We start from the raw sequence: 17582 nt of genomic DNA on the forward strand, positions 1-17582 counted from the left end.
CAGGATGTGGTCCGGTTCCACCATCACGCCGAAGTGCCCGGCCAGCTCCGGTGTGACGTACCCCCGATCCGCTCCTCTGTCGCGGCCAGGAGCAGCTCGGCCAGCGCCGAGGCCAGCCGCTTGTATCGGCCGGTCTCGGCCTCGCTGACGGCCTGGTACTCCAGTACGGCCAGCACCAATGCCGCCAGCGACGCTGCCGCTTCGGCGTCCTCCTGCGGGAGCCGGTATGGGTCGAGCCGGTCCAGCGGGGCGGTCACGTCGGCCAGCAGGGCGTACCAGGACCGGTCGTTGGTCGGCCACGCGTCCTGGCCAGGAAGTCGAGCAGCACCCGGACCAGCAGCAGCCTTGGGACGAGCGACAGGTCGGCCCGAGCCCGTCGTAGCCGTTCGGCCATCTTCTGACGGCGAGCTTGGAGGGATTCCTCGGTGTCCTCGGGCGGCCCGTCGGCCGGGGGCTGTTCCTCGGTCTCGGCGGTGTCGTCCTCCAAGCCGGCTTCCTCCTCGGGGGTGAAGACCTCGAACCAGGAACTCCCGACCGGATCGGCCTCTGGTGCGTCTGACTCGGTCGCGTACTGCTCGGGCGCCCCGCCCGGGGGCCCGTCGACGGCCTGCCGTCCGAGGGCGAAGAGGGTCACCGGCAGCCCCGGTTCGCCCGTCCCGGAGCCGGAAGCGGCCGGTGCCCTCGAGCGGGTCGGGGAGGCGCCGGGGGAGGGTTCGGGCCGGGCGTCGAGCAGGCTGCGGACGAGTTCCTCCAGCAGCGAGTGGTGACGGAAGAGGTCTTCGGGCTGGCGCGGTCCGGGCTCGCGCTGCTCGGCCGCCGGCCGCTGGACGGTCTGCACGACATCTTTCACCGGGACGAGATCCGGGCTGCCCAGGATGCCTACCCGGCTGCCCGGTTCGGCGTCCACCGGGAAGCAGAGCTCCGCGGCCCCGGCCGGCACGGCGCCCAGGGCTGTCCACTCCTCGGGCGGCCGGCCGTACTGGAGATCCGCAGCTCGACGTCCCGCTCGGCGGCCCGAGCTAGCCGGACGCGCACACCGGCCTGCTCGCGGGCGGCGCCAAGGAGCCGGGGAAGGCGGACGGGCGGTGGATCCTCGGCGGCCCGCCGTGGCGGGGCGAGGGGCTCGACGGTCTCCGGGGCGACCGGCTCCCCGGGAGGTGCGAGCGACTGGTCGGTGGGTGCGATCACGCCGATCTCGCAGTTGCCCCGTCCGGTACCGAGCGCAGCAGGGCGGCGGCGGAGAGGTTCGGACTGCAGGTGAGCGCCCAGCGCTGCCCGTCGACGGCCCACTCGATCAGCTTGCCGTGCCGGTACCGGTCGTCGTACGGACTCTTGCGGGCCTCGCGGCGCAGCTCGCCACCGTGCTGCCGCAGGAGCGCGGCCACGGCCGGTCCGTCCAGCTCGGTGTCGTGCTCCTGATAGCCAGACCGTGAGCCGACGCGGCTTCAGGGGGCGACGAGCCTCTTCAGTGCCTTGGCACCGGGGTCCTGGAAGGGCGCCTAGACGGTCAGCTCCGCCACCGGACCCTCGGGCAGCTGCTGGATATCGGCCGGTGCAGTGAGGAGACGAAGCGGGTCTGCGGCTCGACCGCCAGGGCGGCCGCGACGCGCTGGTCCAGCAGCTCGGCCGTGCGGTGCAGGGCGGTGGCGAGGGGTGGCATCATCCCGACCTCGCTGTCCGGGAGTTCGCGCAGCCAGGCGGCCAGCTCCGCGTAGAGCGCGGGGGTGCCCAGGGTCGTCGAGCGGAGTACCGTCCATAGCTCGTGGTTGGTGCGCCAGCTCGCCACGGTCGCGTTGCCCGACCCGATCGCCACGGCCGCCCGCTCGGGCCCGACGATGACGAAAGAGCTTCGGGTGGAAGGCGGCCGGGGCGGCAGCGGGCCCGGCGAGGTAGTCGCGGCCGGGCAGGCGCGCCGAGCGAGGGTCGAGCAGCAGGTGGTCGGCGTCCCCGAGGACCGTCACGCGGGCTCCGGCGGCCGGGGCCGGGCTGAGCGTGAACTTCTCCAGCAACTGCAGGTCTACGGTGTAACTGAGCAGCAGCAACTCGGTCGCCTGGCAGTCGCGATGGCCCTCCTCCTCGTGTGTGAGCTCCAGGGGTGAGGCGATAGATGTGTCGTCAGGCACAGAGTTCCCGCCCGAGTTCGGTGACGCGCCAGCCCTGCGCGTCGACGGTCAGGACGCCACAGCCGGTCGGCACGTAGGCCAGGCGGCGGAGGTGCAGGATCACCCGGGAGTCCCCCTCGGGGCCCCGGGTGAAGAGAGGGCGTCTACACCCGGCTGCGGAACTGGGCGATCGACGGCACGTGGGAACGGGGTCTTCACCGCCCTGCTCGCGCAGGCCGACGCCGAGGGCGACCTGGACTGGTCGTCTCGGTCGGCTCCACGATCGTGCGCGCCCACCAGAACGCGGCCGGGGCCCGTCAAAAGGGCCCCAGCCGACGAGCCCGATCACCGCGCCATCGGGCGTTCCCGTGGCGGGCTGACCACCAAGATCCACCTCGCCGCGGACGCCCGCTGTGCTTCCACCTCACACCCGGCCAGGCCGGAGACGCACCCACCTTCGAACACGTCATGGCCGCCCTGCGCGTGCCCAGGCCGGTCGGACGGCCCCGCACCCGACCCGTCGTGGTCCTGGGCGACCGGGCTACTCGTCGAGGGCCAGCCACGAGCACCTGTGCCGACGGAGCATCCGCGCGGTCATCCCGCAGCCCGCCGACCAGATCGCCAACCGTAAACGCAAGGACATCCCGTTCCTGCCTTCAAAGAATGGCGTGTTCCATGCCAGAGTTCGGCTGCTGATCAATCTGCCGTTTCTGCGCATCTCTGCCCGCGGCTATTCACCGCCCCGCTACACTCGCCACCTGACGAGGGCAAACGGCGAAATGCTGCCCAGGTATTCGGTGTGCCGACGTGTCGGCAGGTCTCGTCCCGGACCCGGATGGCAGGGCCTCCCGCAGGACGTCCCCCGGCATTCCAGTCCGTGAAAGTGCTGGAAACTGACGGGCCGCCGCTTCCTCCGCGCAGGCCCGGCTCTGCGTGTCCAAGGAGCTGCGAACGCATGTCCCCATCGGCCTCCTCCCTCCGCGCCAACTGGAAGTACGACGTGCCGACGCAGGGCAGTACGCGCCTGCCGCCGGACGCCGGGTACGCGAAGGCCTTGACCAATCAGGGCTACAGCTTCGAAGCAGCGGTCGCCGACCTTGTCGACAACTCCATCGACGCCGGCGCGGACGCGGTCGTGGTGCACTTCCTGCGCGACGCCGACCGCATAGTCTCGCTGCTGGTCCTGGATAACGGCCGGGGCATGGATGCCGCCGGACTCGACAGCGCGATGACTGTCGGCCGCCGCCGCGACTACGGCAGCAGTGCCCTCGGCATGTACGGCACCGGCCTCAAAGCCGGTTCGCTGTCGCACGCCGAGTCCCTCACGGTGATCAGCCGTACCCGGCGCAGCGCGCCCGCAGGACGCAAGATCACCCACGAGGGCATCGAGGACGGCTTCCGCTGCGACACCGTCGACCCCCGGTTCGCCCAGCAGCAGATCGATGTCTACGACGGCCTGATCGAATGGCAGGGCACGATCGTGCGCTGGGACAACGTGCGGGCCTTCGACACCGTCGCCCCGGGGCAGAGCGAACAGTTCCTCTCCAAGGCGATATCCCAGCTTGAGACGCACCTAGGCCTCTACCTGCACCGCTTCCTCTCCTGCGGCCTCTCGCTCGACATCGCTGTCTGGGACGTGTCGACCGGGGACGAGACCGACCACATCAGCGTCGACCCCCTGGACCCCTTCGGCTACAAGGTGCCCGGCAAGCCCGGCTACCCGAAGAAGTTCCTCGCCCCGGTGAAGGGCGTCGGCGAACTCGCCCTCGAAGCCCACATCTGGCCCGCCAAGTCCGGCCACGCGGGCTTCCGCCAGATCGGGCCCCTCCAGGAGCGCCAGGGCTTCTACTTCTACCGCAACGACCGCCTCGTACAGGCCGGAGGCTGGAACAACCTGCGCGCCAGCGAGGGCCACCTGGTGCTGGCCCGCATCGCCGTGGACCTGCCCCAGGACTCGGACGGGGTATTCAGCCTCACCGTGAAGAAGGACGGAGTCGAGGTCACCCCTGCCTTCACCCACGGCGTCGAGCAGGCAGCCGACTCCGAGGACAGCCCGTTCAGCGCCTTCCTCGCCGACGCCGAGGCCGCCTACCGGGAGGGCGCCTCACGCTCGACTATCGAGAGGGCCCCGGTGATCGAGCCGGGCAAGGGTTTCGACCCCATGGTCAAGCGCGCCGTGCGGGAGGAGCTCCCCGTCAAGGCAGCAGAGGACCCGATCCGTGCGGAATGGGTCTCCCTCCCCGAGGACAAGTTCTTCGACCTGGACCGCGACAGCCACGCCATCCTCCTCAACAAGGCCTTCAGGGAAGACTTCAACGACGGCCGGCGCGGCGGCTCCAACGACGCCCCCGTGACGAAGACCCTGCTCTACCTGCTTCTCCAGGACTGCTTCGGGCTCGGCCGCTGGGAACGGAAGCGGGCAGACCGCATCGACTACTGGAACAGCATCCTGCTGGCCTCGGTGCACGCCCAGCGCGAACGCCGCCACCGCCCCAACTCCTGACCGCTGCTGCCCGAACCGAGGGACACGACGTGACCGACATACTCCTTGAGATCCACACCGCAGTCCTGAACGGGATGGCCACCAGCCCCCGCCACTTCGCGAAGACGGCAGAGCTCGCCGCCGAGGACGACTTCCCGGGCGCCGACCTCAGCGAGGAAGCCTTCCGCACCCGCCTCGCCGAGGACGGCCTGTACGGCGGAGCACTCACCGCACTGTGGTCCCGCGCACTGACCGCCTGGGACTTCTCCGAGAACCCCCGCTGGTCACCCGACACCGAGCCCCGCACCGACGAACGCCGCACCGCAGCCCACGAACGCCTCCGCCTCGGCGACGACCTCCGCAAGGCCCTCGACACCGCCGTCCCCCTCGCCCGCGCCGCAGGCGCCGTCGTCATCGCCCGCGAACACACCCCCTGGTACACGCCGGAGCGCGCCGCCTCCCGCGCCTTCTACTGGCCCGCCTACGAACGCAAGCTCCGCGAGAAGGGCTGGAGCGACGCCGCCGTCGCGAGCCTGGACGAAGCGAGCCGAGCCGTCGTCGAAAGACTCACCGACCCCGAGGAGAGCGAGGCCCGCCAGGCCAAGGGCCTGGTCGTCGGCTACGTGCAGTCCGGCAAGACCGCCAACTTCACCGGCGTCACCGCGAAGGCCATCGACGCCGGATACCGCCTGGTCATCGTCCTCGGAGGAACCCTCAACCTTCTTCGCGCCCAGACCCAGCGCCGCCTCGACATGGAACTGGTCGGCCAGGAGAACATCCTCCGCGGAGCCGACCCGGAGGACGTCGACACCCTCGTCGGAATCGACTATGTCGGCGACGACGCCGACTGGGACGTCTTCGTCAAGCACGGAGCCCGCCCCTCCATGCTGCGGGCCTTCGACATCGAGCGCCTCACCACCCGCGACAACGACTACAAGAGCCTCGCGCAGGGCATCCGTGTCCTGGAAGTCGAGAAGCGCGACCACACCCTCCCCCTCCATGACCCGACCAACCTGCACCACGCGGCCGCCCGCATCATGGTCGTCAAGAAGAACAAGGCCGTCCTGACCAAGCTGGTCAAGGATCTCAAGCAGATCCGCGGCATCCTCGGCGAACTGCCGACCCTCATCATCGACGACGAGTCCGACCAGGCCTCCGTCAACACCACTGACCCCAAGAAGTGGGAGAAGGGCTCCACCGAGCGCACAGCCATCAACGGCCTGATATCCGAGCTCCTCGGCCTCCTGCCGCGTGCCCAGTACGTCGGCTACACCGCAACCCCGTTCGCCAACGTCTTCATCGACCCCGGCGACACCGAGGACATCTTCCCCAGCGACTTCCTCATCTCCCTCCCCCGCCCCCACGGGTACATGGGCGTTCAGGACTTCCACGACCTCGACTCGCCGCTCGACCCCGCAGAGCGCACCACCGCCAACTCCCAGCAGGAAGCCCATGTCCGCGGTATCTGGGACCACACCGGCGACCGACTGCAGGAAGCCATGGACAGCTTCCTCCTCACCGGGGCACTGAAGCTCTACCGCGCCGACCACGGCGTACCCGACGGCCCCTTCCGCCACCACACCATGCTCGTCCACCAGTCCGTCCGCACCGACGACCACGCCGAGCTCGCCCTGCGCATCAACACCATGTGGCACCAGGCCGGCTACACCTCCACAGAAGGCCACGCCCGCCTCGCAGGCCTGTGGGCCGCCGACTTCTCCCCCGTCTCCCGGACCCGCGCCGCAGACCTGCCCAACCCCGCCGCCTACGACGAACTGCGCCCTTACATCAGCCGTGCAAAGCAACTGATCGGCAAGGGAGGCAACCCCGTCGTGGTCGTCAACGGGGACTCGGACCGCTACTTCGCGCAGCTGGACCTCGACTTCGACCGCACCCCCAACGTGTGGAAGATCCTCGTGGGCGGCACCAAGCTCTCCCGCGGCTTCACCGTCGAGGGCCTCACCGTCACCTACTACCGGCGTACGACCCGCCAGGCGGACACCCTCATGCAGATGGGCCGCTGGTTCGGGTTCCGCCCCGGCTACCGCGACCTCGTGCGCCTGTACATCGGACGCGAGGAGCCCATGACGAAGACCTCGACCGCGGACCTCTACGAGGCCTTCGAGGCGATCTGCCGGGACGAGGAGGTCTTCCGCGAGCAGCTCGCCCAGTACGCGGTGCTCGTCGACGGGAAGCCCCAGGTCATTCCCGCCCAGGTCCCGCCGCTGGTCGCGCAGCACCTGTCCTGGGTCAAGCCCTCGGCCCGCAACAAGATGTTCAACGCCGAGCTCGTCGAGATACGCTCCCCGGGCCGACCCATCGAGCCTGCGGCCTACCCCCTGAGCGCGAAGGCCCTGGAGCGCAACACCGAACGGTGGCGCCCCCTGCTGCACACCCTCACCTCCCAGCCTGCCGCCTTCACCGTGCCGGGCGACGGCCACGACGGCCCAGGGCGCTCCTTCTCCGCGCTGACAGCACGCGTCAGCCACTCCAGGCTGCTGGCCGTTCTCAGCAGCCTGGAGTGGGAGCACGAAGGCCACTTCCAGCCGCACCTGAACTACCTCGCGCAGCTCGATGGCCGCCTGGCAACCGTCGAAGACTGGCTCCTGATCGCCCCCCAGCACTCTCAGAGCAGCCGGATCGACGCATCCGTAGCGGGTTCGGTGCCGATGTCGCTCGTCCGCCGCAGCCGACAGGAGGGCAAGCCCTCCTTCAGCCGCATCGCCGGCGTCGAGCACCAGCAGCTGGCGAAGCGGCTGATCGAGGCGGCTGCTGACCCGGCCGCCGAACCGGGCGGCGGCGCGGGCCCGCGGACCGGTGTGGCACTGCTTTACCCGGTCGTTGAGGGAAAGACCGAAGCGGACGTGGCGGCCGCGGTCAGCCGAGGCGAGGCCGACCCGTCCAAGGTCGTCGTGGCATTCACCCTCATCCCGCCGGAGTCCGCCACCGACTCCACCCGGCGCCTCCTCCGCTTCCAGGCCAGGGACTCCCGCCACCGCGACAGCGCGATCGTCGAGGCACCCGCCGACTGACAGCGGGCAGCGTGGTGCCTGCCGGACGGCCTATCAGACCGGCAGGCACCACGTGCGGCCGCCCGACGGGCACGCGCAAGCCTGCGCACAGGCCAGGTAAGACTAGACGGAAGCGCGTATCAGGCGCGAGCAGGGCGGTGAAGACCCCGTTCCCACGTGCCGTCGATCGCCCAGTTCCGCAGCCGGGTGGGTCGCGTCCCATGAAGTGGTGTAGTGGTCGTAGGCCAACGGTCATGAAGTAGGCGGGAGTTCGCTCCGGCTGGGCTCGTTGGGGTAGATCTTCTCCATGCTGGCCTCGGGCAGGTAGCGACGGGGGAAGGCGATCCATTCGTCGTGCATCTCGAAGAGCACGGCGGTGACCAGCCGTAGGAGCGCGTCGTCGTTGGGGAAGACCTGGACGACGTCGGTGCGGCGCTTGATCTCGCGGTTGATCCGCTCCAGCGGGTTCGTGGACTGGATCTTCTTCCAATGTCGCTCGGGAAAGGCCGCGAAGGCGGTCAGGTCGTCCTTGGCCTCCAGCAGCATCTGGCTGACCTTGGGGAACTGCTTTCCGAGCATCTCTGTGACGGTGTCCAGCTGCGATCGGACCGCGGCCTCGGCCGGCTGGGCGGAGATCGTGCGGATCGTCGCGGCCACCATCTCGCCGGCCTCCTTCGGGATCACCGCGAAGGCGTTCCGCAGGAAGTGGACGCGACAGCGCTGGTAGGCGGCGCCGAGCATGACCTTGCGGATCGCCTTGACCAGGCCACTGTGGTGGTCGCCGATGACCAGCCGCACTCCGGTCAGACCGCGCTCGCGCAGGGAGCGCAGGAACTCGGCCCGGAACAGCTCGGTCTCGCTGTCGCCGACCATCCGCCCAAGCACCTCGCGGCCGCCGTCCTCGGTGATGCCGGTCGCCACGACCACGGCCCGGGAGACGATCCGGTGGTTCACCCGGGCCTTGCAGTAGGTCGCGTCCAAGTAGACGTAGGGGAAGCGGGTGTGGCCGAGGGGCCGGTCGCGGAAGGCGGTGAGCTGTTCGTCCAGGTCCGCGCAGATCCTGGAGACCTCGCTCCTGGAGATCCCGGTGTCCGCGCCGAGGGCTTTGACCAGGTCGTCGACCGAGCGGGTGGACACGCCCAGGACGTAGGCCTCCATGATGACCGCGTAGAGGGCCTGGTCGATGCGGCGGCGTCGCTCCAGCAGGCTGGGGAAGAAGCTGCCGGTGCGGACCTTGGGGATGGCGAGCTCCAGGTCGCCGGCCTGCGTGGTCAGGGTCTTGTCGCGGTGGCCGTTGCGCCAGGTGGTGCGGGCGTCGGCGTGCTCGCCCGGCTCGGCGCCGATCCGGGCGGTCGCCTCGGCCTCGATCAGCTCCTGCAGGAGCCGCTGCGCGAGGCTCCTGATCAACTCGATTCCGTCCGCCGTACGCAGTGACTCCATGAGGCGGAGTAGGTCAGACTGGGACAAGGCCATCGCGCACCTCTCACTCAACGAGCATGCCTACTCGGAGAGTTGCGCGATGGCTCCTTTATGACCAGGGGTTTACGTCAAGATCCCTGCTACACCACTCGGCGGGACGCCATCCTGGGCGAAGGAACGTTCGGGCGGGTGGTCGGTGCGGCGGCCGGGGCTCTTGGGGCGTGGGGCGGCACTGTCAGTCTGGCGTCAGTCCGGCGTCAGGCGTGGTGGCAAGAATCGCTGGCACAAGCTGACCGAACACCTTCTGGAGGCGACATGCCCAGCACCGACAGCGTCGCGAAGCTCACTGTCGAGCAGCGTGCGCAGATCAAGGACATTGTCTGCGAGATCCTGGAAATCGAGCCCGAGGAGATGACCGACACCAGTCTCTTCAAGGAGGTTCACGGCGCCGACTCGCTCGGTTCGATCGAGATCCTCTCGTCGCTGGAGCGCACCTTCGACGTGGAGATCGACCAGTCACAGCTCACCCGCATGGTCAACCTGGACGGCGTGGTCGCCGTCGTCGAGGACGCGTCCAAGTAACCGACGGAAGCCTGGCGCGGACGGAGGGGCACAGGGTGGACGAGGTAGAGAGGGCGCGCAGGGCGCCGCACCGGGTGGTGATCACCGGGCTCGGGGTGGTCACCAGTATCGGCATCGGTGTGCCGGAGTTCCTGGCGGGACTGCGTTCTGGTCGCAGTGCGGTCAAGCCGATCACCGCTTTCGACACGGCCGGCTTCGCGTACTCCAACGGCTGCGGGATCGAGGATTTCGAGCCCGCCGACTGGATCAGGACGGTGGATCCGGACGAGCTCGGCCGGGCCGCCCAGTTCTCGGTGGCGGCGGCCAGGATGGCCGCCGCCGACGCGGGACTGGAGCCGGCGGACCTCAGGGGCCGACGGGTACTGGTCTCGGTCGGCACCACCGACGGCGAGTCGCGTGACCTGGACGAACTGGTTGGGCGTCAACTCGCCGAGGGCTACGGTGCGTTGGATCCAGCAGTGGCGAGACGGGCGACGGCCGGACTGCTCTCCAGCAGCGTTGTCCGGGAGTTGGAGCTGGTCGACGCGGAGGCGGTCACCATTCCGACCGCCTGCGCGGCCGGCAACTACGCGATCGGTTCCGGGTACGACGCGATCCGGGCCGGTGAGGTCGAGGTGGTGCTGGCCGGCGGCGCGGACGCGATCTGCCGAAAGACCTTCACCGGGTTCTACCGCCTGGGCACCATCGCGCCGGACGTGTGCCAGCCATTCGACCGGGACCGCAAGGGCATCCTCACTGGTGAGGGCGCGGGGATCCTGCTGATGGAGAGCCTGGAGTCGGCGTTGCGGCGCGGCGCCCGGATCTACGCCGAGGTGCTGGGGTACGGGCTCAACTGCGATGCGCACCACCCGGTGGCACCGGACCGGGACTCGCTGGCCCGGTGCATCGAGTTGGCGCACCGCAATGCCGGGGTGAAGCCCGAGCAGGTCGACTTCATCTCCGCGCACGGCACCGGCACCAAGGCCAACGACGTGACGGAGGCGGGCGCGATCCGTCAGGTCTTCGCCGAGCCGCCGCCGACCGTCTCGGTCAAGGGCATGCTCGGGCACACCATGGGCGCGGCCAGCGCGCTCGCCTCGGCGGCCTGTGCACTGGCCATCACCGAGGGCTTCATCCCTCCCACCGTCAACCACCGGGTGACCGACGAGGAGTGCGGTCTCGACCCGGTGCCCAACCACGCTCGCGAGGCCGATGTGCGGGTGGTGCAGAACAACGCCCTCGCCTTCGGCGGCAACAACGCCGTGCTGATCCTCGGCCGCTACGGGCCGGAGTGATGGCGGGGGCGACGACCGGCGCCGGACGGCCGTGTCTCCGCCGACCGGCCGGTCCGGCCGGCCCCGCAGGGTCCGGCGGCCCGGTCCGCGTACTGCTGCTGCACGGCCTGGGCGGAAGGCCCTCCGTCTGGGACCGCTTCACCGACTCCCTGGCGCAGGCGGCCGGCCGGCTGGAACTCTGGGACGTCGAACTGCCGTGGCTCGCGATGGCGGACAACGGCTGGAGCCGACAGGCGGACCCGGTGGGCCTACTGGCCGAGGTGGTGGACGAGGGCTTCGACGCACTGGTGGCCCACTCCTTCTCGGCCGGCCTGCTGGTCGAGGCCTTCGCCCGGGGGCGGATCCGGCCTCGGCCCACCGTCCTGATGAACCCCTTCCACCGGTCCGACCCCGAGGACTTCGACTGGCGGACGATCACCTACTGCCTGAACGAGTTCCACCGGACCTTCGCGGAGGCCCTGGAAGTCGCCGACACCGGCCGGTACTCCCAAGCCCACCGTGACTGGCTGGCTGCCAAACTGCGCGACCAGGTGGGCCCGTACGGCTGGATGAGGTTCTTCGAGACCTACCTGCGCTCGCCCTTCCTGGACCTCGCGGCCGTGCGGGTACCGGTCCTGGTGGTCTCCGGCGAGCGGGACATCGCCGCGCCCGCCGAGGAGGGCAGGCTGCTCGCGGACCGGTTGCCCGACGGGCGCTACCACCTGGTCGAGGGCGGCCGACACTTCCCGATGGTCGAACAGCCGGACCCGATGGCCCGGTTGGTGGCCGAGTTCCTGAACGACACAGACCTCCTTACCACTTGACCCGGAGCCGACATGAGCCAGCGCACGACCACTGACGCCGTCACCCAGACCCAGCTCCGACCCCGATACGAGGGGTCCAACATCTGCACCTGGATCGGCTTCAAGCACGTCAACTACATGGTGGAAGAGGCGGTGTACGACCACTTCCGCCAGCAGGGCCACCCGGCCGGCGAGCTCTACGAGCGTTTCGGCCTGGGCACCGACATCACCAGGATCGACACCAAGATCCTCACCGCCTTCCACATCGACGACATCGCCACCGCCACCGTGCGCCCGACCGGCCACACCGAGCGGGGGGCCGGCTTCGCCGTGGAGCTGACCGTCGAGCGCGACGGCGAGCAGGTTCGGGCGGTCGTCTCGAAGGTCGCCGTCCAGCTGCGCCTGGATCCGCGCGGCCACGCGGCCGAGCCGGCGCCGGCCGAACTGGCGCCGTTCGTCGTCGACCGGCTCGGCGCCGCGGCCGCGAGCCCGGCCGTCGAGCCGGTCGGGGTCGGGGGGGACCCGCTGGCCGCGCTGACGGCCGGCACCAACTCCTTCGGCTGGGCCTGGCGGATGCCGTACTTCTACTGCCACTTCACCGAGCGCGTGCAGATGTCCGGCTACCTTCGCCTGATGGAGGAAGTCGTGGACCTGTTCCTGGAGGACCGCGGCGTCTCCATCAAGACCCTGCTCGACGAGCAGGACTGGATCCCGGTCGTCCCGCACTCCGTCATCGAGATCCTCGACGAGGCGCGGATGGAGGAGACCGTCTACACCGTCTACACCGTCGAGAACGTCTTCAAGCGGTTCACCTACACCGCGCGGATGGACTGCTACGTGCTGCGGGACGGCGAGCTGGTGAAGACCGCCACCGGGAAGATCACGCACGGCTGGGCCGTGATCGAGAACCGGCGTGACTGGACCCTGGTGGACTTCGACGACCGCCTCCTCGACGGCATCAACGGCAAGGCGGGCCGGATCACCGGCCGGGGGTCGGCGTGACGGCCGCGATGCCCACGGCTGCCAGGGGAGCGGACCAGGCCGAGGCTGCGCAGGACGAGTTGGTGCTGACCGCCTGGTCGGCGGTCACGCCCTTCGGGCTGGCCCGCGAGGACTTCGGTGCCGGCGTGCTGGCCGGCCGCACCGCGGTCGGCGAGCTGGACCAGGAGCAGTACCCGGGCCCGTACCGGCGGGCCGGGCTGGTTCCCGGGTTCAGCGCGGCCGAGGTGCTCGGCCGCAAGGGGACCAGGACCATGGACCGGGTCACGGCGCTCGCCGTGACCGCCGTCGACCGGCTCATCGCGGAGTGCGGCCCCGGGCTGCTGGAGCGGCCGGAACGAGTCGGCCTGGTGCTGGGGACCGGGCACGGCAGTGTGCAGAGCATCATGGACTTCACCCGGGACGCGCTGACCGGTGAGAAGCCCTACCACGTCGACCCGGCCCGCTTCCCCAACACGGTGATGAACCGGGCCGCCGGGCAGAGCGCCATCTGGCACGGCATCAAGGGGCCCAACAGCACCATCGCGGGCGGGCGGCTGACCGGCCTGCTCGCACTGAACTACGCGGTCCGCCTGTACCGGGGCGGCCACTGCGACCAGGTGATCTGCGGCGCGGTCGAGGAGTACTCGGTGCAGCGGGCCTGGCTGGAGTGGGCCGGCGGCACCGGCACGGAGGAGCTCGGCGAGGGCGGCACCGTCGTCCTGCTGGAGTCCGCCGCCGGGGCGGCCGCCGCCGGCCGCCGGCCGCTGGCCCGGCTGCTCGGCGTGCGGTTCCGGGCCCACCAGGCTCCGGGCACCGCGGGCGCCGCGCTGACGGCCTGTGTGCGCGGGGCTCTGGAGCAGGCCGGGCGCGCCGCCGACGAGGTTCGGCTGGCGGCCCCGCTTGGCGGGGACGAGGAGTGGGACGCGGTGGTCGAGGCGCTCGGCGGTGCCGCGCCGCGCCGATTGGACTGCCGGCCGTTGACCGGAGACACCGCCGCTGCTGCCACCAGCCTCCAACTGGCTGCCGTACTGGCTGCGGTGGAGCGCGGCGGGCTGTCCGAGGGGCAGATCGCGCTGGTCACCGGGACCGACCGGGACGGTCAGGTCGGCTGCGCCCTGCTGGGCATCTGAGGAGCGGTCGGAGAGGCTCATGCTGATCAATCAACTGTTCGACCCGCCCGAGCGCCCGGACCGCACCGTGGAGCGGGACGGCACCGTCCTGCTCCACGGGAAGGTCGGGATACCCGTGGCCGACCCGGTGCTGGACGGGCACTACCCGGGCTTCCCGCTGGTGCCCGGCCTCTTCCTGGTGCAGCACGTGCACGCGCTGGCCTCGACGGCACTCGAGCGCGGGGCCGACCTCCCACTGGTGCTGGAGAAGGCCCGGTTCCTGCGGCCGGTCCGGGCGGGGGAGCAGGTGCTCGTGGAGGTGCGGCTGACCCCGGCCGGCGCGGACACCCGGGCCACCGCCGAGCTGCGCGCCAACGGTGAGCCCGCCGCCGAGCTCCGGATCCGCTACCCGACGGCGTCCTCAGAGGACGCGGACGCCGAAGCGGGCGGGACGCGCGCGGCGCCGACCACCGCAGCGACCGACGGGACGGACCCGGTCGGGACGCTCCGGAGGATCAAGGCGACCATCCCGCACCGGCACCCGCTGCTGCTGGTGGACCGGGTGGTCGAGGTGGAGCCGGGCCGCCGACTGGTCGCCCGCAAGGCGGTGACCGCCGCCGAGCCGTGCTACGCCGGGCTCGGCGACGACGCGCCGGCCGAGCGGTACGCCTACCCGACGGGCCAGTTGCTGGAGTCGTGGGCGCAGGCGGCGGTCCTGCTGGCGTGCTGGGCGCGCCCCAACCCGGACGTGCTCACCGGGAAGGTGGCGCTGCTGGCCGCGGCCAAGGAGTGCCGGGTGCGGGCGGCGGTCCACCCGGGACAGCTCGTCGAGCACGAGGTCCGGGTCATCCGCGACCTGGGGGACACCGTGATCCTCGGCGGTTCGAGCACCGCCGACGGCCGACCGGTGCTGGAGGTGGGCCAGTTCACCGTGGCCCTGCGCGGGACCGAGGTCCTGCGCGCCGAGCCGACCAACGACAGAGAGGGATGACGATGTCCGCAACCGGGCAGAGCGGCGACCGGCGCCGGGTGGCCCTGGTGACCGGGGGATCCCGGGGCATCGGACGCGCCGTGGTGAACAGGCTGGCGGCCGACGGCTGGGACGTCGCCTTCTGCTACCAGTCCAACCAGGGCGCCGCCGAGGCCGTGGCCAAGGAGGCGCAGGAGCACGGCGCGGCCGTGGTGTACCGCCGGGTCGACGTCGCCGAGGCCGCCGAGGTGGACGCCTTCGTCAAGGAGGTGGAACGGGAGCTCGGGCCGCTGCACGCCGCGGTCTCCAGCGCCGGGGTGGTGCGCGACAACCCCCTGGTACTGCTCCCGCCCGCGGACTGGAACACCGTGCTGCGCACCAACCTCGACGGCACCTACCACGTCTGCCGCGCCGCGGTCTTCGCCATGATGAAGCGCCGGAGCGGCACGGTGATCACCATGTCCTCGGTCGCCGGGGTGTACGGCAACGCGACGCAGTCCAACTACTCGGCGTCCAAGGCCGGCATCATCGGCTTCACCAAGGCGCTGGCCAAGGAGGTCGGTGTCCGTGGGATCAGGGCCAACGTGGTGGCACCGGGGTTCATCGACACCGACATGACCGCGGGGCTGACGCCCGAGGTCGGCGAGCGGATGACGGGGCGGATCCCGCTGCAGCGCTTCGGCCGTCCGGAGGAGGTCGCCGACCTGGTCTCGTTCCTGGTCTCCGAGCGGTCCTCGTACATCACCGGCCAGGTCTTCGGGGTGGACGGGGGGCTGGTGCTCTGATGGCCCGCCGTCCCAGCGCACCGCGTTTCTACTTCTCGCTGCGCAGCCCCTACTCCTGGCTCGCCTGGCGGGAGTTGGTCGAGCACCACCCCGACATCGCGGACCGGATCGAGTGGCGCCCGTTCTGGGAGCCGGACCGGCGCAGCGCCGAGCTGCTCGGCGCACTCGGCGGGGACTTCCCGTACTCCGCGATGTCGCGGGCCAAGCACCTGTACGTGCTGCAGGACGTCGCCAGGCTCTCCAAGCAGCTCGACCGGCCGCTGGTCTGGCCGGTGGACCAGGACCCGGTGTGGGAGGTCCCACACCTGGCCTACCTGGTCGCCGAGCGGCAGGGGCGCGGCCGCGCGTTCGTCGCGGCCGCGTACCGCACCCGCTGGGAGGAGGGCCGCAACATCTGCGACCCGGCCGTGATAGCCGGGATCGGTACCGAACTCGGCCTCGACCCGCAGGAGTTGGCTGGTGCGGCGGACCAGGACGAGCTGCGCGAGCAGGGCGCCCGGCTGCTGCTCGACGTGTGCCGGGACGGTGTCTTCGGCGTGCCGTTCTTCGTCCAGGGCTTCAGCAGGTACTGGGGACTGGATCGGCTGGCGGGCTTCGTGGCCCTGCTGCGCGAGCAGTCGCCCCCGGCAGGGGCACTGCCCGTCGTCGACAGTGCGGCGCCGTGCCGCGGCTCGGACCAGGGCCACGCCGGCGGCTGCGGCTGACCGGGGCGCGGCCGCCGTACGGGCGGCCCCGCGCAGGACCTTCCTAGGAGGAGAAGTGTTCGAGCTCGACAGCCCGTTCAGGGCGCTGAGCGCCCAGTGCCAGGAATGGGGGCACGACTTCCGGGCGCACGCCCTCGAACTGGACCGTGATCCGGAGGCGATCCGCAAGTACTTCGACCTGCCCGCGGTGCGCTTCCTGGCGACCATGGGTATCCCGGCGGAGTACGGCCACCGGCCCGAGCCCATCGGCGGTCACCGCTTCCACGGCGACCGGGCTCTGGAACGCGTGGTCATCATGGAGGAACTCGCCTGCGCCGACGCCGGCATGCTGGTCGCCTCGCCCGGTCCGCTGCTGGCCGGGGCCCTGCTCGAGGTGCTGGGCGACCGGCAGCAGAAGGAGTGGTTCTACGGCCGGATGCTGGCCGATCCGCTCTGGACCTTCTTCGCGTTGACCGAGCCCGACCGCGGCTCGGATGCCAGTGGACTGCGGACCACGCTGACGCCCGACCCGGACGGGAGCGGCGGGGCGCGGCTCACCGGCACCAAGCGCTACGTGGGCAATGCGTGCCGGGCCCAGCTCGGTGTGGTCTTCGCGCGCACCGGGCCGGGGCCGCTCGGGGTCACCGCGGTGCTCACCGAGACGGCGGAACCGGGGTACTCGGCCGAGCCGCTGCGGACGATCGGCCTGCGGGGAGCACGGCTCAGCGCCATCGACCTCGACGGGGTGGAGATTCCCGAGGAGCGCGTCCTCGGCCGCCATCTGCCCCGGACCCGGCGCGGGACCTGGGCCTTCGTGCAGACCTTCAACCGGTTGCGCCCGGGGGTCGCCGCGATCGCGCTGGGCGTGGCCAGGGCGGCGCACACCTACGTGCTCACCCACCGTCGTTCGCTGCGGCCCGTCGAGCGCGAGCGGTTGGACCGGATCGGCCGCCGGATCGATGCCACCCGTCGGCTGGTCCACGCCGCCGCCGCGGCCGTGGACGCCGACGGCGGCAACGGCCACCTCGCCTCCGCTGCCAAGGCGCGGGCCGCCCGGCTCGCTGAGGAGGTCACTCTGGAGGCCTGCGGGTTCTTCGGACCTGGGGCGCGACTGGACCACCCGCTGCTGGACAAGCTGGCACGGGACGCCCGGTCGATGGAGTTCATCGAGGGGACCTCCTCGATGCAGAAGCTGAACCTCTTCCAGGGGCTGGTCTCGGGCAAGCTCGACCGGGCGTACCCGCAGGCCGTGGGCTGATCCCATCCCGGACGCGTGAGGTGCCGGGGGGGGCGGGGGCGGGCGGGGTGGGGGGGCCCCAGGCCCGCGCCGGGGGGGGCCGCGGCGCCCCGGGGGGCAACCGGCAGCGCGCGGGGGGGGCGGGCCCCGGGCGGCCGCGGGGGC

The 17582-nt window shown here is 71.1% G+C and carries 17 protein-coding genes and 1 pseudogene; 13 read left to right on the forward strand and 5 right to left on the reverse strand.

Annotated features, from left to right (window positions below; genetic code table 11):
• Positions 1-23: 23 nt before the first annotated feature.
• The 4 genes from ACWGJO_RS30320 to ACWGJO_RS30335 all read right to left on the reverse strand — a co-directional run bounded on the left by ACWGJO_RS30320 (position 24) and on the right by ACWGJO_RS30335 (position 1786).
• Entirely contained in the window at positions 24-257 is a 234-nt protein-coding gene (locus ACWGJO_RS30320) for a hypothetical protein (protein WP_452188587.1), read from the reverse strand.
• Positions 254-850 carry a hypothetical protein gene (locus ACWGJO_RS30325; protein ID WP_452188589.1) on the reverse strand — a complete coding sequence of 199 codons (597 nt, stop codon included), beginning with the start codon at positions 848-850 and terminating at the stop codon, positions 254-256. The genes ACWGJO_RS30320 and ACWGJO_RS30325 overlap by 4 nt, the downstream gene beginning before the upstream one ends.
• A gap of 334 nt (positions 851-1184) precedes the next feature.
• Positions 1185-1385 (reverse strand): hypothetical protein, encoded by a 201-nt coding sequence (locus ACWGJO_RS30330; RefSeq protein WP_452188591.1) that lies wholly within the window; start codon positions 1383-1385, stop codon positions 1185-1187.
• 122 nt (positions 1386-1507) lie between these two features.
• On the reverse strand, positions 1508-1786 hold the full coding sequence (locus ACWGJO_RS30335; RefSeq protein ID WP_452188593.1) for a hypothetical protein: 279 nt from the start codon (positions 1784-1786) through the stop codon (positions 1508-1510).
• Between ACWGJO_RS30335 and ACWGJO_RS30340 the strand changes: the two genes are divergently transcribed.
• From ACWGJO_RS30340 to ACWGJO_RS30355, 4 genes and pseudogenes are all read left to right on the forward strand, one after another.
• Positions 1770-2099, forward strand: a complete 330-nt coding sequence (locus ACWGJO_RS30340; RefSeq protein ID WP_452188595.1) for a hypothetical protein — start codon at positions 1770-1772, stop codon at positions 2097-2099. The two genes, ACWGJO_RS30335 and ACWGJO_RS30340, sit on opposite strands and share 17 nt — an antisense overlap.
• Before the next feature lie 168 nt (positions 2100-2267).
• Positions 2268-2740: pseudogene (locus tag ACWGJO_RS30345) on the forward strand (transposase); the annotation flags it as partial.
• A gap of 317 nt (positions 2741-3057) precedes the next feature.
• Entirely contained in the window at positions 3058-4605 is a 1548-nt protein-coding gene (locus ACWGJO_RS30350) for an ATP-binding protein (RefSeq protein ID WP_452188597.1), read from the forward strand.
• Between the two features lie 29 nt (positions 4606-4634).
• Positions 4635-7616 (forward strand): Z1 domain-containing protein, encoded by a 2982-nt coding sequence (locus ACWGJO_RS30355; RefSeq protein ID WP_452188599.1) that lies wholly within the window; start codon positions 4635-4637, stop codon positions 7614-7616.
• Between the two features lie 231 nt (positions 7617-7847).
• On the opposite strand, the gene ACWGJO_RS30360 is transcribed toward ACWGJO_RS30355, so the two are convergent.
• A complete protein-coding gene (locus ACWGJO_RS30360) occupies positions 7848-9068 on the reverse strand; it encodes an IS256 family transposase (protein ID WP_452188601.1) in 1221 nt (406 codons plus the stop codon).
• A gap of 261 nt (positions 9069-9329) precedes the next feature.
• Between ACWGJO_RS30360 and ACWGJO_RS30365 the strand changes: the two genes are divergently transcribed.
• The 9 genes from ACWGJO_RS30365 to ACWGJO_RS30405 are packed head-to-tail and all read left to right on the forward strand — an operon-like array spanning position 9330 to position 17438.
• Positions 9330-9596, forward strand: coding sequence for an acyl carrier protein (locus tag ACWGJO_RS30365; protein WP_452188603.1), 267 nt, complete (start codon positions 9330-9332; stop codon positions 9594-9596).
• 35 nt (positions 9597-9631) lie between these two features.
• On the forward strand, positions 9632-10870 hold the full coding sequence (locus ACWGJO_RS30370) for a beta-ketoacyl-[acyl-carrier-protein] synthase family protein (protein ID WP_452188605.1): 1239 nt from the start codon (positions 9632-9634) through the stop codon (positions 10868-10870).
• Positions 10870-11673: an alpha/beta fold hydrolase gene (locus ACWGJO_RS30375; RefSeq protein WP_452188607.1), complete on the forward strand. Its 804-nt coding sequence runs from the start codon at positions 10870-10872 to the stop codon at positions 11671-11673. Before ACWGJO_RS30370 ends, ACWGJO_RS30375 begins: the two co-directional genes overlap by 1 nt.
• Before the next feature lie 12 nt (positions 11674-11685).
• On the forward strand, positions 11686-12654 hold the full coding sequence (locus tag ACWGJO_RS30380) for a hypothetical protein (RefSeq protein WP_452188609.1): 969 nt from the start codon (positions 11686-11688) through the stop codon (positions 12652-12654).
• An 8-nt stretch (positions 12655-12662) separates the two neighbouring features.
• Positions 12663-13763, forward strand: coding sequence for a beta-ketoacyl synthase N-terminal-like domain-containing protein (locus ACWGJO_RS30385; RefSeq protein WP_452188611.1), 1101 nt, complete (start codon positions 12663-12665; stop codon positions 13761-13763).
• 19 nt (positions 13764-13782) lie between these two features.
• A complete protein-coding gene (locus ACWGJO_RS30390; protein WP_452188613.1) occupies positions 13783-14733 on the forward strand; it encodes a hypothetical protein in 951 nt (316 codons plus the stop codon).
• Positions 14734-14735: 2 nt separating this feature from the next.
• Complete coding sequence (gene fabG / locus ACWGJO_RS30395) at positions 14736-15497, forward strand: 3-oxoacyl-[acyl-carrier-protein] reductase (RefSeq protein ID WP_452188622.1); 762 nt, start codon at positions 14736-14738, stop codon at positions 15495-15497.
• Complete coding sequence (locus ACWGJO_RS30400; protein WP_452188614.1) at positions 15497-16201, forward strand: DsbA family protein; 705 nt, start codon at positions 15497-15499, stop codon at positions 16199-16201. Before fabG ends, ACWGJO_RS30400 begins: the two co-directional genes overlap by 1 nt.
• Positions 16202-16256: 55 nt before the next feature.
• Positions 16257-17438, forward strand: coding sequence for an acyl-CoA dehydrogenase family protein (locus ACWGJO_RS30405; RefSeq protein ID WP_452188616.1), 1182 nt, complete (start codon positions 16257-16259; stop codon positions 17436-17438).
• The last annotated feature ends 144 nt before the right edge of the window (positions 17439-17582 follow it).

It is taken from the genome of Kitasatospora sp. NPDC054795 (assembly GCF_053611565.1).